Consider the following 16,976-nt stretch of genomic DNA (forward strand, 5'->3'; position numbering starts at 1 on the left):
AGGTGTTATTATAATTTAAGTAGCTGAACTTATTTAATTAAATAATTCGCAACTACTACTAGCTTAGCGAACTTACTACGCGATGCAAGTTTTCTTCATCGTCTGTTGTTAACCAAGTAACATCAGGCCAACTCCGTAACCACGTTAGCTGACGTTTTGCCAGTTGACGCGTTGCAGCAATGCCGCGAAAAACCATCTCATCATGGTCTACTTCACCCGCAAGATAATCCCACATTTGTCTATAACCTACACAACGAATAGAAGGCATATTGGGGTGTAAATCCTTACGTAGATATAGGGTCGAAACTTCTTTTTCAAACCCCTGTTCTATCATTATTTTAAACCTTTTTTCAATTCGCTGATGTAATTCACTGCGATCATCAGGCGCAATCGCAAATTGATGAAAAGTATAAGGTAACGTTGGCTGCTTTTGCTTTTGCAATTCAGTCATTGTTTTACCACTAATACGGTAAACTTCCAAAGCTCGATTTATTCTTTGTGAATCATTTTCACTTATTTTGTCGGCCGCTTGCGGATCTACTTTAGCCAGCTCTTGATGTAAATGTGGCCAGCCAAATTGTTTTGCTTGGGATTCAAGCTCTGCTCTAACTACTGGGCAGGCTCCTGGCAGTGGCGATAATCCATCAATTAAAGATTTAAAGTACATCATGGTGCCACCCACTAATATTGGTACTTTACCTTGTTGATGGAATTCATCAATTTTTTTTATCGCATCACGTCTAAAATCGGCGACCGAATAGGTTTCGCTCGGATCGAGTAAATCAATTAAATGATGCGGAGCACGAGCAAGCTCTTCTGCATCGGGCTTTGCCGTACCTATGTCCATACCTTTATACACTAACGCTGAATCAACGCTGATTATTTCTGTATTTAAGTGCTCACACAGTGAAATTGCCAACGCCGTTTTACCAGCTGCGGTTGGGCCCATTAAAAATATGACCGGTAAATTGCTCAACACGGGTACCTTAATTTAATTGCGTTAAATAGTGTTCTAGGTCTATTTTAACTGCTTTTTCCTTTAAACGTTCAATTGTTTGCGGATTATTTTGTAAGCTAATTTGTAATTCAATAAATGCATTACTTTCATAAAAGCGTTCTGGTACACAACTAAGCTGCCATGTGAGCCACGCTTTTAACTCGTTGAGCTGTGTTTTACATGCGCCAAGCAAGCTTTCAACCGCGGCTGATACTTCAAGTAGATATAAACACGTGGGTAGCTTTTTAACCATCACAAACTGTTTTTCAATAACTAGCTCAAAGCCTAATAAAGTAAACCACGATTGCTGCTGAGCTATTAGTTCGCAGTCAGCTTTTTCAAGGTTAACCCTTACGGGTAGTAGCAAGGCTTTACCCTCTAAATTACCCAGCTCTTTTATTTGTGCATGCCAGTAATCAACAAGTGCATGCTTATAGTGTGAGCAAAATAAATGATGCTGCTGAGTAAATACACACACGCCTTTATTTACATGTAATACCTGCACACTTTTTAATGTGTGTGCAGCGCTTTCATCAGTAACGGGCTGCGTTGATACACTATGCTCAAAATGAGCGGCTTGTTGCTCACTCACCCCTTGATAAAATGCATTTACATCGTGATGATTTGCACCATGTTTTTGAGACAGTGAAGCATACCCCGCAGCGCCCCCCCCTGACCCTGCGCGATTAGAGGGGGCACGACTAGTAAAACCACCGTTTTGTGAATCTATTGGTTGCAACTGTGACTTAGGGTAATCATACCCCTGCTGAACTGGCTGGTTATTAGCCGCATGACTTGGCTGCTCAATAAACGCTGAGGATTGGTAATCGTCTGTGGGCGCTTGATTAGTTGCAAATTCGCCTTGTAGAGGCACAACTACTTGCTTAATCGCCTGTAATATAAAGTCGTGCACTAACCGGCCTTGATGAAAACGCACCTCGTGCTTTGCAGGATGAACATTTACATCCACTTGCCTTGGGTCAATATCAATATAAATAACAAAACCTGGGAGTTCTTGCGCTCCACTTACCTCTTCAAACGCCTGACGAATAGCATGTAAAATTAGCTTATCGCGCATCATGCGATTATTTACATATGTATATTGCGTGGTATTAGCTGATCCCACTGGCAATACCCAACCATGTAGCTGTAAACCACTTTCACCAGATTGAATATGCAACCCTTGCTCAGCAAAGGCTTTACCTGCAACTTGCGCAACCCGAGTAATCGCTTGATTTGGATCGGTTTTAGCACGGTACTGCCTAACTACCTTTTGGTTATGCGTCAGTGTAATCGACACATCAAAACGACTCAGTGCAATACGCTTTATAAGCTCATCAATGTGGCTAAATTCGGTTTTTTCGGTGCGTAAAAACTTGCGCCTTGCTGGGGTGTTAAAAAATAAATCTTTAACTTCTATCGTTGTGCCATCTGGGTGGGCTACCGGCTTTACTTGCACGTCCATATCGCGGCCCTGTGCAAACGCTTGCCACGCGGCATCTTGTGCTTTGGGCTTTGAGCTAAGCGTTAAACGCGATACCGAACTAATAGATGCAAGCGCTTCCCCTCTAAACCCTAAAGAACAAATGTTTTCTAAATCATCGAGTGATTTAAGTTTACTTGTTGCATGGCGCGAAAGCGCTAAAGTGAGCTCATTTTTGCCAATACCTGAGCCATTATCACGAATACGAATAAGCTTGTGGCCGCCCCGCTCTATGTCTATTTGCACACGCGTTGCGCCCGCGTCTAAGCTGTTTTCTACTAATTCTTTAACCACTGAAGCCGGGCGTTCAACCACTTCACCTGCCGCTATTTGGTTAGCTAATCGTGCAGGTAATATTTCAATACTCATGAGGCCCCTAATACGTGTACAGGTTTAATAAACATCAACTCTGCGGTATGTCCAGCTCTTGACCTATAAACAAGGTGTTTGAACGTAGTTGATTAACTTGCTTTAATTTGGCTACCGATACGCCATACCGACTCGCTAATAGGCTTAGCGATTCACCCGGGCGAACTTTATGTTTAGTTGGGTACTGCGATTTAAGCTTTGCAAATAACGAATCATCAGGTGGGTTTTTTAAGTAATAATTTTTTATAGACGTAAACATCGCTTTAGCTAAGCGTTCCTGATGATTAGCGCTTTTTAACATGCGCTCTTCACGGGGATTTGAAATAAAACCTGTCTCAACCAAAATGGAAGGGATATCTGGCGACTTTAATACGGCAAGACTTGCATGTTGTGGATCTTTTTTATGTAATTTAGCGACCTTTTTTAGCTCTTTTACTACTTCTTCGGCCACACTAAGCCCTGTTTTCATTGAGTGGTCCATCGACATATCAAGTAGCGCTTGCGCGAGGTATTTTTCGTTAGCAGCATCTTTAATTACATCGGCTGCACCACCTAAAAGCTCTGAGTGTTTTTCTTTATCTTCTATCCATTTACCAATCTCAGAATTAGCGCGACCAAGCGATAACACCCACACCGAAGCACCATTTGGCCCAGGGCTGGTAAATGCATCAGCATGAATTGACACTAAAAAGTCGGCTTTTTTCTGGCGTGCTCGGTTGGTACGGGTATTAAGCTTAACAAAGTAGTCGCCACTTCTTACCATGCGCGAAATCATGCCACGTTCGCCGTCAATCATACGCTCTAAACGTTTAGCTATTTGTAGAGTAATGGTTTTTTCATACGTACCAGAGGGGCCAATAGAACCTGGGTCTTCTCCGCCATGGCCCGCATCAATTGCAATAACAATGTCTCGCTCTTGGCTTAATTGGCGCTTTTTAGCTGCTTTTTGGGCAGGTGTAGAGCTTACTGCAGGTTCACTTTTATTATATAAATCCACAACTAACCTGTTTTTGTACGGGCCAGTAGGTGCCAGCGCAAAAATAACCGGCTTAATAGGCGCGGTTAGCTCAAATACAAAACGTACACTTTGTTTATTTTTAGGTTTTGAATAGCGCAGCTTGCTTACAATTTTGTGCTTAGAAGGAATACTCGGTAATACTTTTAACCCTTTGGTGTTTTCAAGGTCGACCACTAAGCGACTCGGGTTTTTAAGCATAAAATAGCTAAAATCGGGCTTATCATCTAAATCAAATACCACCCGCGTGCTATCTGGCGAGGGCCATACGCGTACACTATTTATGGTATTTTTTGCCCACAATGGTAAGCTCACAGCGAAAACTATGAAACAAATAAAAAGTTTAACTACACCTCGATTCATTATAACTACCATTGCCTTAACTATTTATTATTATGAGAGCGGGCGCCTTGACCCGCTATTAGCTTATTAACCTAAACGTTGGATAGTAAATCTACCTTAAACTGCTATTTTGTACGCCAACTAAAAAGGTAACTTTGATGCTTTTATATTTCAATGTGTTAGTAAGTATATTAACTCGGGTTTAGGTTAGTTAGTTTTTCGACAATTGCTATTCCGCGCTCGCTGGCACTATTAATAACAATTTTGCGCTCATCGCCAACGTAACTTAAGGTAATGTCTAAATCGGGAACTGGTATAAATTCCCCCCCTTTTTCTGGCCACTCAACAATACAAATAGCCTGCTCAGAAAAGTAATCTCTTATACCCATGTACTCAAGCTCTTCAGGATCGCCCAACCGGTATAGGTCAAAATGATATACATTAGCACGTGTCAGTTCGTATGGCTCTACCAGCGTGTAGGTTGGGCTTTTTACCTTACCAGTGTGGCCAAAGCCTTGCACTACACCACGCGTAAATGTTGTTTTACCTGCACCTAAATCACCGTGTAAATAAATTACTGCACCTTGCTCTATAATAGCAGCCACTTTGTTACCCATTGCTACTGTGGCTATTTCATCATTTAGGTGAGCTTCAAAACTACGCGTCATTGTTACCTCAAAAATTTACTAAAAGCGCATCTTTGCTAATCATACCAGAATATTTCTTGAAGGCGATAAATTGGCGTTTTAGGCATAAAAAAACCGGCCTAAGCCGGTTTTAATTAACTGGGGCTTTATAGCCCTAGTTTTTTCTCAAGGTAGTGGATATTTGTACCACCACTTTGGAAGTTTTCGTCTGCAAGAATTTTTTTATGTAATGGCGTGTTTGTTTTGATGCCATCAATAACTAATTCGTTCAACGCATTACGAGCACGGGCAATAGCCACATCACGGTTTTCACCGTAAGTAATAAGCTTACCAATCATCGAATCGTAATGTGGGGGTACTGTATAGTCAGCATAAATATGGCTATCCCAACGAATACCTAAACCACCTGCAGGGTGGAAACGTGTAATTTTACCCGGCGACGGGATAAACGTTTCTGGGTCTTCTGCGTTAATACGACATTCAATTGCATGGCCGCGGATAACCACGTCATCTTGCGTGAAAGATAGCGGTTGCCCAGCAGCAATTTTTAGCTGCTCTTTAATTAAATCAACACCGCTTACCATTTCAGTCACTGGGTGCTCAACTTGAATACGGGTGTTCATTTCGATGAAGTAAAATTCGCCGTTTTCGTATAAAAACTCAAACGTACCCGCACCACGGTAACCAATTTCGATACATGCACGTGTACAGCGCTCACCAATAAATTTACGCACTTCTGCCGTTATACCTGGAGCAGGCGCTTCTTCAACTACTTTTTGGTGACGACGTTGCATAGAACAGTCACGCTCACCTAAATGAACAGCATTACCTTGCCCATCAGCAAGTACCTGAATTTCAATATGGCGAGGGTTTTCAAGGAATTTTTCCATGTAAACCATGCTATTACCAAAAAACTGTTTCGCTTCTTGTTGAGTAAGTGCGATTGAATCAATTAATTCAGATTCGCTTCGTACTACACGCATACCACGGCCACCACCGCCACCAGCGGCTTTAATAATTACCGGGTAACCAATGCGCTTTGCAATTTGCATGTTGCGTTCTTTGTCATCCGATACCGGACCGTCAGAACCAGGTACACATGGTACACCGGCTTTACGCATTGCATTGATTGCCGATACTTTATCGCCCATAAGACGAATAGTGTCGCCTTTTGGACCAATAAATACAAAGCCACTTTGCTCAACTTGGTCAGCAAAATCTGCATTTTCTGAAAGAAAACCATATCCTGGGTGAATCGCTACAGCGTCTGTTACTTCAGCAGCCGCAATAATGCGCGGAATATCTAAGTAACTTTCAGTGGCTGGAGGTCTACCGATACAAATGGTTTCATCTGCAAGTAATACGTGCTTAAGATCGCGATCCGCCGTTGAATGCACAGCAACCGTTTTGATCCCAAGCTCTTTGCAGGCGCGCAATACGCGAAGTGCTATTTCACCTCGGTTTGCAATGACTACTTTATCTAACATAAGAGTTGGCCTTTAGGTTACTAAATTATTCAATGATGAATAGAGGTTGATCAAATTCTACTGGTTCGCCATTTTCAACTAAAATAGCTGTAACTGTACCCGCTTTATCTGACTCAATTTGGTTCATCATTTTCATTGCTTCAACGATACATAAAGTATCACCTACTTTTACTTGAGAACCTACTTCTACGTATGCTGGCGCTTCTGGAGAAGCTGCTGAGTAAAATGAACCAACCATAGGTGATTTAACTTGATGGCCTGCAGGCGCTGCTGGTGTAGCATCAGCTTCAACGGCTGGCGCAGCTTGTGCTGGTGCCGCAGGTGCTGGAGCAGCAAATTGCTGTGGTGCGTACTGAGCGTAAGCAGGACCTGCGCTCATGTTGTTACGGTTAATACGTACTGATTCTTCACCTTCAGTGATTTCTAGCTCAGCAATACCTGATTCTTCTACTAATTCGATTAGCTTTTTGATCTTGCGAATATCCATGAACGACCCGCCTATAAGTTTGTTAGTTTAAATTAATTCGAGTTTTGCAACCGGCTCACGGCAGCGTTCAATGCTGCGTGGTAACCCATTGCACCTAATCCACATACCACACCTTGCGCCACATCAGAAAAATACGAATGATGACGAAATGCTTCACGTGCATGCACATTACTTAAGTGCACCTCAAAAAAAGGAATATCAACGCTTAACAATGCATCACGTAAAGCGACGCTAGTATGCGTAAATGCAGCAGGATTAATAATTATGTAATCAACTGCCTGCCAAGCATCGTGTATTCTTTCAATAAGGGCTTGCTCACTATTACTTTGAAAATGCGTAAGCTGAACATCTAGACCCTTTGCGGCAGTCGTTAGTTCGCTCATAATTTCACCAAGAGTGTGCAAACCGTACTTTTCTGGCTCACGCTTTCCTAGCATGTTTAAATTTGGACCATTTATAACTAAAAGTTTAAATTTTGCAGCCATAATACGCGATATATCCTCTAAGTAATGAGTTAAGCCGTTGCGAGCTAATTTTGTACACTAAAGTAAGTATAAAAAACAAAAATTGCAACAAATTCTCACGTTAGCCAACTATTATAGTCAGTTCGATGTAAATAGCAGCAAAATACTGGTCTAATCTCTGGAGGTGTAATAAATATGACGTAATTGAAGGCAAGCCACTTGGTAAGCCCAAGCGGCTAAATTGCACTATTATTGTGCGCTGGCGCGCACTGCAGCTAGGTGGGTGGCAAAATCATCGGCGTTTAAAAATCCTGTAACGCGCTCTGAACTTAGCTCTTGCCCTTGTGTGTTAAAAAACAAAATACTGGGTAAACCAAACACAGTGAACTCTTCCATCAGCTCAATGGTGGTGTCATCACTTTGTGTTAAATCGATTTGAATTAACTGATAGTGACTAAACTCGCTCTGTACTTTGGCATCTGGAAATGTGTAATGCTCAAACTCTTTACATGCCACACACCAATCGGCGTATAAATCAACCATCACCAGTTTGCCTTGCTGATTAGCTTCAGCAACAGCGTTTTTTAGCTCGGTTAAATTAGCCACTTGTTTAAACTCATTACTTTGCTGACTAACCTGCTCAACCTGTTGCTGCGGCCAAATAACGTTTTTAGCTAATGTAAAACCAGTAAGTACTAAAAATGTAGCACTAAACCAAAGCGCTGTTTTAAGCTTGCTTTGTGGCTGAGCACTCTGCCAATAGTGTAAATAAATAGCCGTTGCCAGTGCTAAAATACCCGCCATAAGTAAAATAATGTCGGCGCTTATTATTCGCTCCAATAAAATAAGTGGCACAACAAGCATAATAAAACCAAATAACGTTTTAACTTGCTCCATCCAACCGCCTGCTTTAGGAAGCAATTTGCCACCAGACGTACCGAGTAATAAAAGCGGTAGGCCCATTCCTAAACTTAATACATACAGGGTTAAACCACCGACAAGGTAGTCACCACTTTGCGCTACAAATAATAGCGCAGCAGACAACGGAGCTGTGGTACAAGGTGATGCAATTAAGCCCGACAATACCCCCATTAAAAACACACCTAGGTAATTGCCGCCTTTTTGGTTATTACTGACTTGCGTTAGCTTGCTCATCATGGCGCTGGGTAACTTAATTTCGTACCAGCCAAACATCGACATTGCGAGCAATACAAACAGTAAACTAAAACTAATAAGTACATAAGGGTGTTGTAAATACCCCTGCACTTGCCCGCCTAAGGCCGCCACTACCAACCCTAATGCAGCATAAGTAAGCGCCATACCTTGTATATATACAAACGACAACGCAAACGCTTTTTTAGTAGACAGGTTTTGCTGCCCTGCAATTAAACTCGATAAAATAGGAAACATAGGGAACACACAGGGTGTAAACGCAAGCCCCACCCCAACAGCAAAAAATATGAGTAAATTGGTTACTAAACTTTGACTTGCTAATCGCTCTGTAAAACTTAAATCTTGAGTGGTTGTATTGCTTTGGCTACGCGTTGAGTCTACAGAAGGAGTTAATGCGTTTAATGTATCAGCGGCATCAGCAGATGAGTTATTACCTTGCGCTTGCTCTGAGGCAATAACGCTTAAAGGAATACTAATAACCTCAGGCGGATAACACAGCCCAGCTTTGGCACAGCCCTGATAGCGCACCTTAACAACAGCCCCCTCTGTAACATTACTGAGCTTACTTATAACACTCACACTATTGAAAAAAACTTCGGTTTTGCCAAAAAACTCGTCTTCAATTATTTCGCCAGTACCGGCATCGCCTACCTTTATGTTGGCGCCTTTAGCGATAATTTCTATTTTCTTTTTATAAAGGTAATAATCAGGGGCTATATCCCACCCCACAAATAAAGTGCTACCTTGCTGATCAAAATCAAATACAAACGCTTGGTCTACGGGTAAAAAGGTTTGCTGTGGCGGGGCAAGTAAATCACCTAGCACATTATTGGTGTTTGCCTTTGCAGGAAGCGCCAGCAAGCTAACCAATAATAAAAAGAAAAACCGCATTAATTTAATACCTCATCCATCCAATGAAAATAAGCCAAATTACCAGTGGCCACATCAACCACTTGAATTTCGGGTACTTCGTAACTGTGTAAACTTTTGATAGTTTCAAAAACATCATTCATTTTTTCTGATTTTGTTTTAATCAGTAGCTTTGCTTCTATCTCTTGGGCAACATCGCCTTCCCACATATAAACTGAGGTCATATTTGGTAAAATATTTACACACGCCGCTAATTTTTGCGCTACAAGTGCTTTTGCTAAAGTGCGTGCTTCAGCCTCATCTTTGCACGTGGTAAATATCATTTTAAATTGCGTAGTCATAATTAACCTTTACTAATTTATAGGGAACTAATGCAATAGTATCTGATAGCTAGTGTAATGTGTAGGCGATGAATAATTGTAGATATTAAGCAATTATTAATCACTTTAAGCTCAACCTTGAAAATAGACCCTTTCACCCTCACTTATATTTCATCCACTCTTTTGAGTGCCATTATTTAGAGAGCCCTATGTTTAGATTTTTATTTGTGTTGTTTATTATCATTCCTATCATCGAAATTGCGCTACTAATACAGGTTAGCGATGTAATTGGTGGGTTTGCGACTATAGCCCTAGTGATTGTTACGGCTATTTTGGGCGCTAGAATGGTTAAACAACAAGGTATGGGTGCATTACAAAATGCACAAAGCCAAATGGCCCAAGGACAAATGCCAGCTAAAGAATTATTTACCGGTATTTGCGTGATCATTGCGGGTGTTTTATTGCTAACCCCAGGCATTATGACCGATGTATTCGGCCTACTATTATTAACCCCCTCAATACGCAATAAACTTGCTGCAGGCCTTGCAAGTCAAGCAACGGTACGCATGAGCACAGGTGCACAGCAAGGCTCTTCGGCCTTTACACAACACCCACACTCGCAGCAAGAACAACAGCATGTAAATAAACCAACTACCATTGATGGCGAGTATGAGAGAAAAGATTAAAAATTTATCGATTTTTCTCTTGGAATTTTACACTCTACCCCCATTAATGAATGCAAATTAGAAAAGCTTTTTTCTGTACTGTTCAGAAACTGTTAGGAGAACTAAAAAAATGAACATTCGTCCTTTACAAGATCGCGTAATCGTTAAGCGTCTAGAAGAAGAAACCAAGTCTGCTGGCGGTATTGTATTAACTGGCTCTGCAGCTGAAAAATCAACTCGCGGAGAAGTTATTGCTGTTGGCAATGGTCGCGTTCTAGATAACGGTGACGTTAGAGCTTTAGAAGTAAAAGCCGGTGACACTGTGTTATTTGGCTCATATGTTGAAAAAACTGAAAAGATCGAAGGTCAAGAGTACCTGATCATGCGTGAAGACAACATTTTAGGCATTGTAGGCTAACCCTACTTTTCGTTTAATAAACATTTAAGAATTTAGAGGAAATTAAAGATGGCAGCAAAAGAAGTACTTTTTGCAGGTGACGCACGCGCTAAAATGCTAACAGGCGTAAATATCCTAGCAAACGCAGTAAAAGTGACCTTAGGCCCTAAAGGCCGTAACGTAGTACTAGATAAATCATTTGGCTCTCCAGTGATCACTAAAGATGGTGTATCTGTAGCAAAAGAAATCGAACTTGAAGACAAGTTTGAAAACATGGGTGCACAAATGGTGAAAGAAGTTGCATCTAAAGCAAATGATGCAGCGGGTGACGGTACTACTACCGCAACTGTACTTGCGCAATCTATTGTAAACGAAGGTCTTAAAGCGGTTGCTGCGGGTATGAACCCAATGGATCTTAAGCGCGGTATTGATAAAGCAATTATCGCTGCAGTAGAAGAGCTTAAAGCGCTATCTGTACCATGTGCTGATACTAAAGCTATTGCACAAGTAGGTACCATTTCAGCTAACTCTGATAAAGAAATTGGCGACATCATTGCACAAGCAATGGAAAAAGTAGGCCGTAACACAGGTGTTATTACTGTAGAAGAAGGTCAATCACTAGAGAACGAACTAGATGTTGTAGAAGGCATGCAGTTTGACCGTGGTTACCTATCTCCGTACTTTATCAATAACGCTGAAAAAGGCGCTGTTGAGCTAGACAACCCGTTCATTCTACTTGTAGATAAAAAAGTATCTAACATTCGTGAGCTACTACCTACATTAGAAGCCGTTGCTAAAGCAAGCAAGCCACTATTAATCATTGCTGAAGACCTAGAAGGCGAAGCACTTGCAACGCTTGTAGTTAACAACATGCGCGGTATTGTTAAAGTATCAGCAGTTAAAGCCCCTGGTTTTGGCGACCGTCGTAAAGCAATGCTACAAGATATCGCCGTATTAACTGGCGGTACTGTTATCTCTGAAGAAATTGGTTTAGAGCTTGAAAAAGCAACTATCGAAGACCTAGGTACTGCTAAGCGTGTAGTAATCACTAAAGATGATACAACTATCATTGATGGTGCCGGTGAAGAAGATGGCATTAACGGCCGTGTTGCTCAAATTAAAGCACAGATTGAAGAAGCAACGTCTGACTACGACAAAGAAAAACTACAAGAGCGTATGGCTAAACTTGCCGGCGGTGTTGCAGTAATTAAAGTAGGCGCAGCGACTGAAATTGAAATGAAAGAGAAAAAAGACCGTGTTGAAGATGCATTACATGCAACTCGTGCAGCGGTTGAAGAAGGCGTGGTACCTGGTGGTGGTGTTGCTCTAGTACGTGCTGCTAGCAAGCTAGTTGAGCTACTTGGCGACAACGAAGACCAAAACCACGGTATCAAAGTTGCTCTTCGTGCAATGGAAGCACCACTTCGTCAAATCGTAACAAATGCAGGCGACGAAGCGTCAGTAGTAATAAACGCTGTTAAAGGTGGCGAAGGTAACTACGGTTACAACGCAGCCTCTGGCGAATACAACGACATGCTTGAAATGGGTATCCTAGATCCAACTAAAGTAACACGCTCTGCACTACAATTTGCAGGTTCGATTGCGGGTCTAATGATCACTACTGAAGCAATGGTTGCTGAAATCCCTAAAGAAGAAGCTGCTGGTGCCCCTGATATGGGTGGCATGGGCGGAATGGGTGGTATGGGCGGCATGATGTGATCATCCTCCTTTAAGCACCTTGCTTATATAAAAACCCAGCTTCGGCTGGGTTTTTGCTTTTTAATACAAGCCTATTGTTATTGCTTAATTTATCTCCACATCTATACCATAAGTTATTGGATTAAAGGTAAAAGGATTTGCTTAATAATAATGAAATAATCATCTTCTTTATTTTGGTATCACTTATAACAGGGTTAGTGGTATTTATTGCTTGGATTATGCTTAAGCTCGTTATATGGGGTAAGAGCATGTCTAAAGGAGCGTATTTATTTTTAGCATTTTTTCCACTAATTTCACTTATGCCTATTCCACCCCCCTACTTATGAAAATGTTCAAAAGGCCAAGCAAGAGCAGCGTAAACGAAAAGAAGACTCAGGTGACGACCCTACTAATGAAGATGAGTAAGCCAGTTTAGCTACGTAAATTAAAACACTCTTTAAGGAGCTTTAAGCATGTTCTAAGGTTTAAAACAGAGTGAATCCTTTTAGTACTAACCCTATATGCGAAGCCAATGTATAACGTACAACCCCCCTTAAAATAAGCTTTAATAAACATTTACCTATACTATTCAACCCTGTATTGATATGTGAAAATACACCGACATAAAACAACTTAAGGTTTTTAAGTTATGCCAAAGCAGCATATAGGTAGTATTGCTCTTGTTGTAAAAGACTATGACGAAGCAATCGCATTTTATACAAAAAAATTAAGCTTTGAATTAGTGGAAGATACGGATTTAGGTGATGGAAAACGCTGGGTGTTAATAACTCCACCCAACTCAAACGGCACACATATATTACTTGCACAAGCCACAGAGCCTGAGCAGTTTAACGCTGTTGGCAATCAAGCAGGTGGCCGTGTATGGCTATTTTTAAACACTGACAACTTTTGGCGCGACTACGAAAGCATGCTAGAAAATGGCGTAGTATTCCATGAGCAGCCTCGTAATGAGCCTTACGGTACGGTGGCCGTATTTGAAGATCTCTATGGTAACAAATGGGATCTTATTCAACAGAGCTAAATACTTAGTTGATTAACGACCTGACTATTTGAAATAAATCCGAGGGTAGCATGCCGCGCTGCCCTTGCTCTTCAGCCGCAACCTCACCTGCTCGAGCATGAAGAGTTACCCCGTATCGCGCTGCTTCATCGATACTAAGCCCTTGAGCAAGCAATGCACCAATAATACCTGTAAGTACGTCGCCACTCCCTCCCACGGCAAGTGCTGCGTTACCATTTTCACACACCCAAGTACTTTTACCGTTATCAATTAAAGACCCAGCGCCTTTTAATATGCAAGTAGCATTATACCGTTTTGCGCATAGTCGCACGCTTTCAAACCTATTTGACTCTATTTCAGAGGTGTTTTTGCTAATGAGCCGAGCCGCCTCACCAGGATGCGGAGTAAGGACACATTGAGCCAACGTATAAGCACTTGCATTTTCAGCTAATAAATTAAGTGCATCAGCATCAAGTACAAGCGGCGTATTGTGCTCTTGGCAATAGTGCATTACAGTGCAAAACGTTTTTTTAGCCCATTCATCCTGCCCAAGTCCAGGGCCAAGTACAACACAACTTGCCCACTCTAAAGCCTGTTCAAGGTTTTCACTCATGACCATTAACTCTGCCCTACCTATGCTTATTGGCATAATAGAACTTTGGTGCGTATAAACCTTCACCATCCCTGCACCTGCTCGTAGCGCAGCTTCACTACTGAGCCTGATTGCACCCGCAGTACCTTGGTTGCCCCCTACGCATAATAACTTGCCATGATTGCCCTTATGGCTATTTAAAGCCCGAGAGCCCAAGCGATTAAAGCTGTCTATATTTATCAAGTGAGCACAAGGTGAAGCGAGTTGACTAAAAGTATCTTCAAGTGCTAATTCATCGAGAATCAACTCACCGGCATGCTGTTTACCTGTCCCTGTAGAAAGGCCTTGTTTAATCGCAATAAAAGTAAGCGTTTTTGTTGCCTGAATAGCTGCGCCTAATACTTCACCTGTATTTGCATCAATCCCTGAGGGAACATCAATACTTAAAACAGGCTTTTCGCTTTGGTTGATGGCGGTAATAATCTCACAATAATTTTCGCGAACAGGTGAATTAAGCCCAGTACCTAGTAACCCATCAATCACACAGTCACAGCAATCTAAATCACTCTTTGCAAACTCGTTAACTATGCCACCAGTATCAAGCCATAGCTGCTTTGCTTTAGCAGCGTCACCACTGAGTGTTTTTGCAGGATCTATAGCGCAAACTTTAACCTCTGCACCAGAGTCCTTAATTAAACACGCGGCTATGTAAGCATCACCCGCATTATTGCCATTACCTACAATAATCAAAGTAAGCTTAGCGTTAAAAGACTGCCACTGCTTGTATACTGCCTCTCCCGCTCGCTGCATTAAAGTAAATAAATCTATTCCACATTGCTTAGCCGCCTCTCCCTCATAAGAGCGAACCTGCTCTTTTGTGTAAATATGCCTTTGTTTATTTAACATAGAAACTCGCCATAAATAAGTGTGTAGATGCTCTATAATTATAGCTTGGGATAAAAGAGCACTTTTCAATAGCGGATTTAGCATGTTAAACAGCTATTAAAACGAAAATTGAAGGCTTTAGTACAAAGAGTGTGAGTTCTGTGGTGGGCTTTTGCCGCGGGTTTCGTGATACTCAACCCACGCTACAGAGGTGGTGATATTACGTAAAGACATGTATTTAACTTGTCTGCGGAAGTAAAAAAGCCCGGCTCTTTCGAGTCGGGCTTTCTTGTATTTGAAGCCTGGCGATGTCGTAGTGCCCACAGCGGTAGAGAGTCACATAGCAAATGGGACATTATCATTGTGTCGGGTCGGCCTTCCGTGGGGCTCGCCTTCGAGCTGTTTTGTTTGAATACTGAGTTTGGCATGGGTTCTTGGTTATTTACTAAATCCCAGACAGCAAAAAACCCGTCACATCGCTGTAACGGGTTTCTCTTATTTGGAGCCTGGCAATGTCCTACTTTCACATAGCAAATGCTACACTATCATCGGCGCTGTTTCGTTTCACTACTGAGTTCGGCATGGGGTCAGGTGGGTCCAAAACGCTATGGTTACCAAGCAAATTAGGTGCAAAGGATTAAGGACAAGCACGTAGTGCTTCTTTTTCCTTTGCGCAAGGTGCCTCAACTTTAACGCTACGCGCTAAGAGTCACCTCATAAATTTGGAAAATTCTGATAATATTTTTTAAGTCTAAGTATTTATCTACTTTAGCTATTAACTTCTGTCGCTTGTTTCTGTCACAAAACGCGTTTGGCGTTGTATGGTTAAGCCTCACGGGTAATTAGTACAAGTTAGCTTAATGGCTCACACCACTTCCACATCTTGCCTATCAACGTTGTAGTCTTCAACGGCCCTTCAGAGACTTTAAAAGTCTAGTGAGAAATCATCTCGAGGCCTGCTTCGCGCTTAGATGCTTTCAGCGCTTATCAGTTCCGAACGTAGCTACCGGGCAATGCCATTGGCATGACAACCCGAACACCAGCGGTTCGTTCACTCCGGTCCTCTCGTACTAGGAGCAACCCCTCTCAATTCTCAAACGCCCACGGCAGATAGGGACCGAACTGTCTCACGACGTTCTAAACCCAGCTCGCGTACCACTTTAAATGGCGAACAGCCATACCCTTGGGACCGACTTCAGCCCCAGGATGTGATGAGCCGACATCGAGGTGCCAAACACCGCCGTCGATATGAACTCTTGGGCGGTATCAGCCTGTTATCCCCGGAGTACCTTTTATCCGTTGAGCGATGGCCCTTCCATTCAGAACCACCGGATCACTATGACCTACTTTCGTACCTGCTCGACGTGTCTGTCTCGCAGTTAAGCTGGCTTCTACCATTACACTAACCGTACGATGTCCGACCGTACTTAGCCAACCTTCGTGCTCCTCCGTTACTCTTTGGGAGGAGACCGCCCCAGTCAAACTACCCACCAGGCACTGTCCGTAACCCCGATTCAGGGGCCAACGTTAGAACATCAAAACTACAAGGGTGGTATTTCAAGGACGACTCCACAACAACTAGCGTCGCTGCTTCAAAGTCTCCCACCTATCCTACACATGTAGGTTCAATGTTCAGTGCCAAGCTGTAGTAAAGGTTCACGGGGTCTTTCCGTCTAGCCGCGGGTACACAGCATCTTCACTGCGATTTCAATTTCACTGAGTCTCGGGTGGAGACAGCGTGGCCATGGTTACACCATTCGTGCAGGTCGGAACTTACCCGACAAGGAATTTCGCTACCTTAGGACCGTTATAGTTACGGCCGCCGTTTACCGGGGCTTCGATCAAGAGCTTCGTCCGAAAACTAACCCCATCAATTAACCTTCCGGCACCGGGCAGGTGTCACACCGTATACGTCATCTTGCGATTTTGCACAGTGCTGTGTTTTTAATAAACAGTCCCAGCCACCTGGTCACTGCGGCTCCCGTCCGCTTAGAGAGTAAATCTCATCACAGATAGGAGCGTACCTTCTCCCGAAGTTACGGTACGATTTTGCCTAGTTCCTTC

General features: G+C 42.5%; 14 protein-coding genes and 2 rRNA genes (1 of these 16 cut by a window edge). 4 read left to right on the forward strand and 12 right to left on the reverse strand.

Translation table 11 applies throughout. The features are described from left to right. Positions 1 to 58: 58 nt before the first annotated feature. From miaA to cutA, 9 genes are all read right to left on the reverse strand, one after another. A complete protein-coding gene (gene miaA, locus VOI46_RS15135) occupies positions 59 to 976 on the reverse strand; it encodes a tRNA (adenosine(37)-N6)-dimethylallyltransferase MiaA (RefSeq protein ID WP_004587666.1) in 918 nt (305 codons plus the stop codon). Positions 977 to 986: 10 nt separating this feature from the next. Next, the gene (mutL, locus tag VOI46_RS15140; RefSeq protein ID WP_004587667.1) at positions 987 to 2,849 is read right to left on the reverse strand and encodes a DNA mismatch repair endonuclease MutL; all 1,863 of its coding nucleotides are present in this window, start codon (positions 2,847 to 2,849) and stop codon (positions 987 to 989) included. A 34-nt stretch (positions 2,850 to 2,883) separates the two neighbouring features. Beyond that, on the reverse strand, positions 2,884 to 4,227 hold the full coding sequence (locus tag VOI46_RS15145; RefSeq protein WP_004587668.1) for an N-acetylmuramoyl-L-alanine amidase: 1,344 nt from the start codon (positions 4,225 to 4,227) through the stop codon (positions 2,884 to 2,886). Positions 4,228 to 4,397: 170 nt separating this feature from the next. Then, a complete protein-coding gene (gene tsaE, locus VOI46_RS15150; RefSeq protein ID WP_004587669.1) occupies positions 4,398 to 4,874 on the reverse strand; it encodes a tRNA (adenosine(37)-N6)-threonylcarbamoyltransferase complex ATPase subunit type 1 TsaE in 477 nt (158 codons plus the stop codon). A 125-nt stretch (positions 4,875 to 4,999) separates the two neighbouring features. After that, positions 5,000 to 6,340 (reverse strand): acetyl-CoA carboxylase biotin carboxylase subunit, encoded by a 1,341-nt coding sequence (accC, locus tag VOI46_RS15155; RefSeq protein ID WP_004587670.1) that lies wholly within the window; start codon positions 6,338 to 6,340, stop codon positions 5,000 to 5,002. 25 nt (positions 6,341 to 6,365) lie between these two features. Further along, positions 6,366 to 6,827, reverse strand: coding sequence for an acetyl-CoA carboxylase biotin carboxyl carrier protein (gene accB / locus VOI46_RS15160; protein WP_004587671.1), 462 nt, complete (start codon positions 6,825 to 6,827; stop codon positions 6,366 to 6,368). A 32-nt stretch (positions 6,828 to 6,859) separates the two neighbouring features. Next, the gene (gene aroQ, locus VOI46_RS15165; RefSeq protein ID WP_004587672.1) at positions 6,860 to 7,312 is read right to left on the reverse strand and encodes a type II 3-dehydroquinate dehydratase; all 453 of its coding nucleotides are present in this window, start codon (positions 7,310 to 7,312) and stop codon (positions 6,860 to 6,862) included. Between the two features lie 228 nt (positions 7,313 to 7,540). Then, positions 7,541 to 9,355 carry a protein-disulfide reductase DsbD gene (locus VOI46_RS15170; RefSeq protein WP_004587673.1) on the reverse strand — a complete coding sequence of 605 codons (1,815 nt, stop codon included), beginning with the start codon at positions 9,353 to 9,355 and terminating at the stop codon, positions 7,541 to 7,543. After that, positions 9,355 to 9,675, reverse strand: coding sequence for a divalent-cation tolerance protein CutA (cutA, locus tag VOI46_RS15175; protein ID WP_004587674.1), 321 nt, complete (start codon positions 9,673 to 9,675; stop codon positions 9,355 to 9,357). Before cutA ends, VOI46_RS15170 begins: the two co-directional genes overlap by 1 nt. 188 nt (positions 9,676 to 9,863) lie before the next feature. On the opposite strand from cutA, the gene VOI46_RS15180 reads away from it, so the two are divergent. The 4 genes from VOI46_RS15180 (at position 9,864) to VOI46_RS15195 (ending at position 13,456) form a co-directional block, all read left to right on the forward strand. Continuing rightward, complete coding sequence (locus tag VOI46_RS15180; protein WP_004587675.1) at positions 9,864 to 10,340, forward strand: FxsA family protein; 477 nt, start codon at positions 9,864 to 9,866, stop codon at positions 10,338 to 10,340. A 109-nt stretch (positions 10,341 to 10,449) separates the two neighbouring features. Next, positions 10,450 to 10,737: a co-chaperone GroES gene (locus VOI46_RS15185; protein ID WP_004587676.1), complete on the forward strand. Its 288-nt coding sequence runs from the start codon at positions 10,450 to 10,452 to the stop codon at positions 10,735 to 10,737. A gap of 48 nt (positions 10,738 to 10,785) precedes the next feature. Next, complete coding sequence (gene groL / locus VOI46_RS15190; protein WP_004587677.1) at positions 10,786 to 12,435, forward strand: chaperonin GroEL; 1,650 nt, start codon at positions 10,786 to 10,788, stop codon at positions 12,433 to 12,435. Between the two features lie 628 nt (positions 12,436 to 13,063). Continuing rightward, entirely contained in the window at positions 13,064 to 13,456 is a 393-nt protein-coding gene (locus VOI46_RS15195; protein ID WP_004587679.1) for a VOC family protein, read from the forward strand. A 4-nt stretch (positions 13,457 to 13,460) separates the two neighbouring features. Here VOI46_RS15195 and VOI46_RS15200 read toward each other — a convergent pair whose 3' ends face one another. The 3 genes from VOI46_RS15200 to VOI46_RS15210 all read right to left on the reverse strand — a co-directional run. Further along, positions 13,461 to 14,933, reverse strand: coding sequence for a bifunctional ADP-dependent NAD(P)H-hydrate dehydratase/NAD(P)H-hydrate epimerase (locus tag VOI46_RS15200; protein ID WP_004587680.1), 1,473 nt, complete (start codon positions 14,931 to 14,933; stop codon positions 13,461 to 13,463). Positions 14,934 to 15,416: 483 nt separating this feature from the next. Further along, positions 15,417 to 15,531 (reverse strand): 5S ribosomal RNA (gene rrf, locus VOI46_RS15205). A 202-nt stretch (positions 15,532 to 15,733) separates the two neighbouring features. Next, positions 15,734 to 16,976 (reverse strand): 23S ribosomal RNA (locus VOI46_RS15210) (it continues 1,644 nt past the right edge of the window).

Source organism: Pseudoalteromonas sp. CuT4-3, from assembly GCF_035666335.1.
GTDB lineage: Bacteria > Pseudomonadota > Gammaproteobacteria > Enterobacterales > Alteromonadaceae > Pseudoalteromonas > Pseudoalteromonas atlantica.

Coding starts and splice junctions, on each gene's coding strand:
- VOI46_RS15170 (WP_004587673.1), bottom strand. CDS start 9,355: ATGCGGTTTTTCTTTTTATTATTGGTTAGCTTGCTGGCGCTTCCTGCA.
- VOI46_RS15200 (WP_004587680.1), bottom strand. CDS start 14,933: ATGTTAAATAAACAAAGGCATATTTACACAAAAGAGCAGGTTCGCTCT.
- tsaE (WP_004587669.1), bottom strand. CDS start 4,874: ATGACGCGTAGTTTTGAAGCTCACCTAAATGATGAAATAGCCACAGTA.
- VOI46_RS15185 (WP_004587676.1), top strand. CDS start 10,450: ATGAACATTCGTCCTTTACAAGATCGCGTAATCGTTAAGCGTCTAGAA.
- groL (WP_004587677.1), top strand. CDS start 10,786: ATGGCAGCAAAAGAAGTACTTTTTGCAGGTGACGCACGCGCTAAAATG.
- accB (WP_004587671.1), bottom strand. CDS start 6,827: ATGGATATTCGCAAGATCAAAAAGCTAATCGAATTAGTAGAAGAATCA.
- VOI46_RS15195 (WP_004587679.1), top strand. CDS start 13,064: ATGCCAAAGCAGCATATAGGTAGTATTGCTCTTGTTGTAAAAGACTAT.
- mutL (WP_004587667.1), bottom strand. CDS start 2,849: ATGAGTATTGAAATATTACCTGCACGATTAGCTAACCAAATAGCGGCA.
- aroQ (WP_004587672.1), bottom strand. CDS start 7,312: ATGGCTGCAAAATTTAAACTTTTAGTTATAAATGGTCCAAATTTAAAC.
- accC (WP_004587670.1), bottom strand. CDS start 6,340: ATGTTAGATAAAGTAGTCATTGCAAACCGAGGTGAAATAGCACTTCGC.
- VOI46_RS15180 (WP_004587675.1), top strand. CDS start 9,864: ATGTTTAGATTTTTATTTGTGTTGTTTATTATCATTCCTATCATCGAA.
- VOI46_RS15145 (WP_004587668.1), bottom strand. CDS start 4,227: ATGAATCGAGGTGTAGTTAAACTTTTTATTTGTTTCATAGTTTTCGCT.
- cutA (WP_004587674.1), bottom strand. CDS start 9,675: ATGACTACGCAATTTAAAATGATATTTACCACGTGCAAAGATGAGGCT.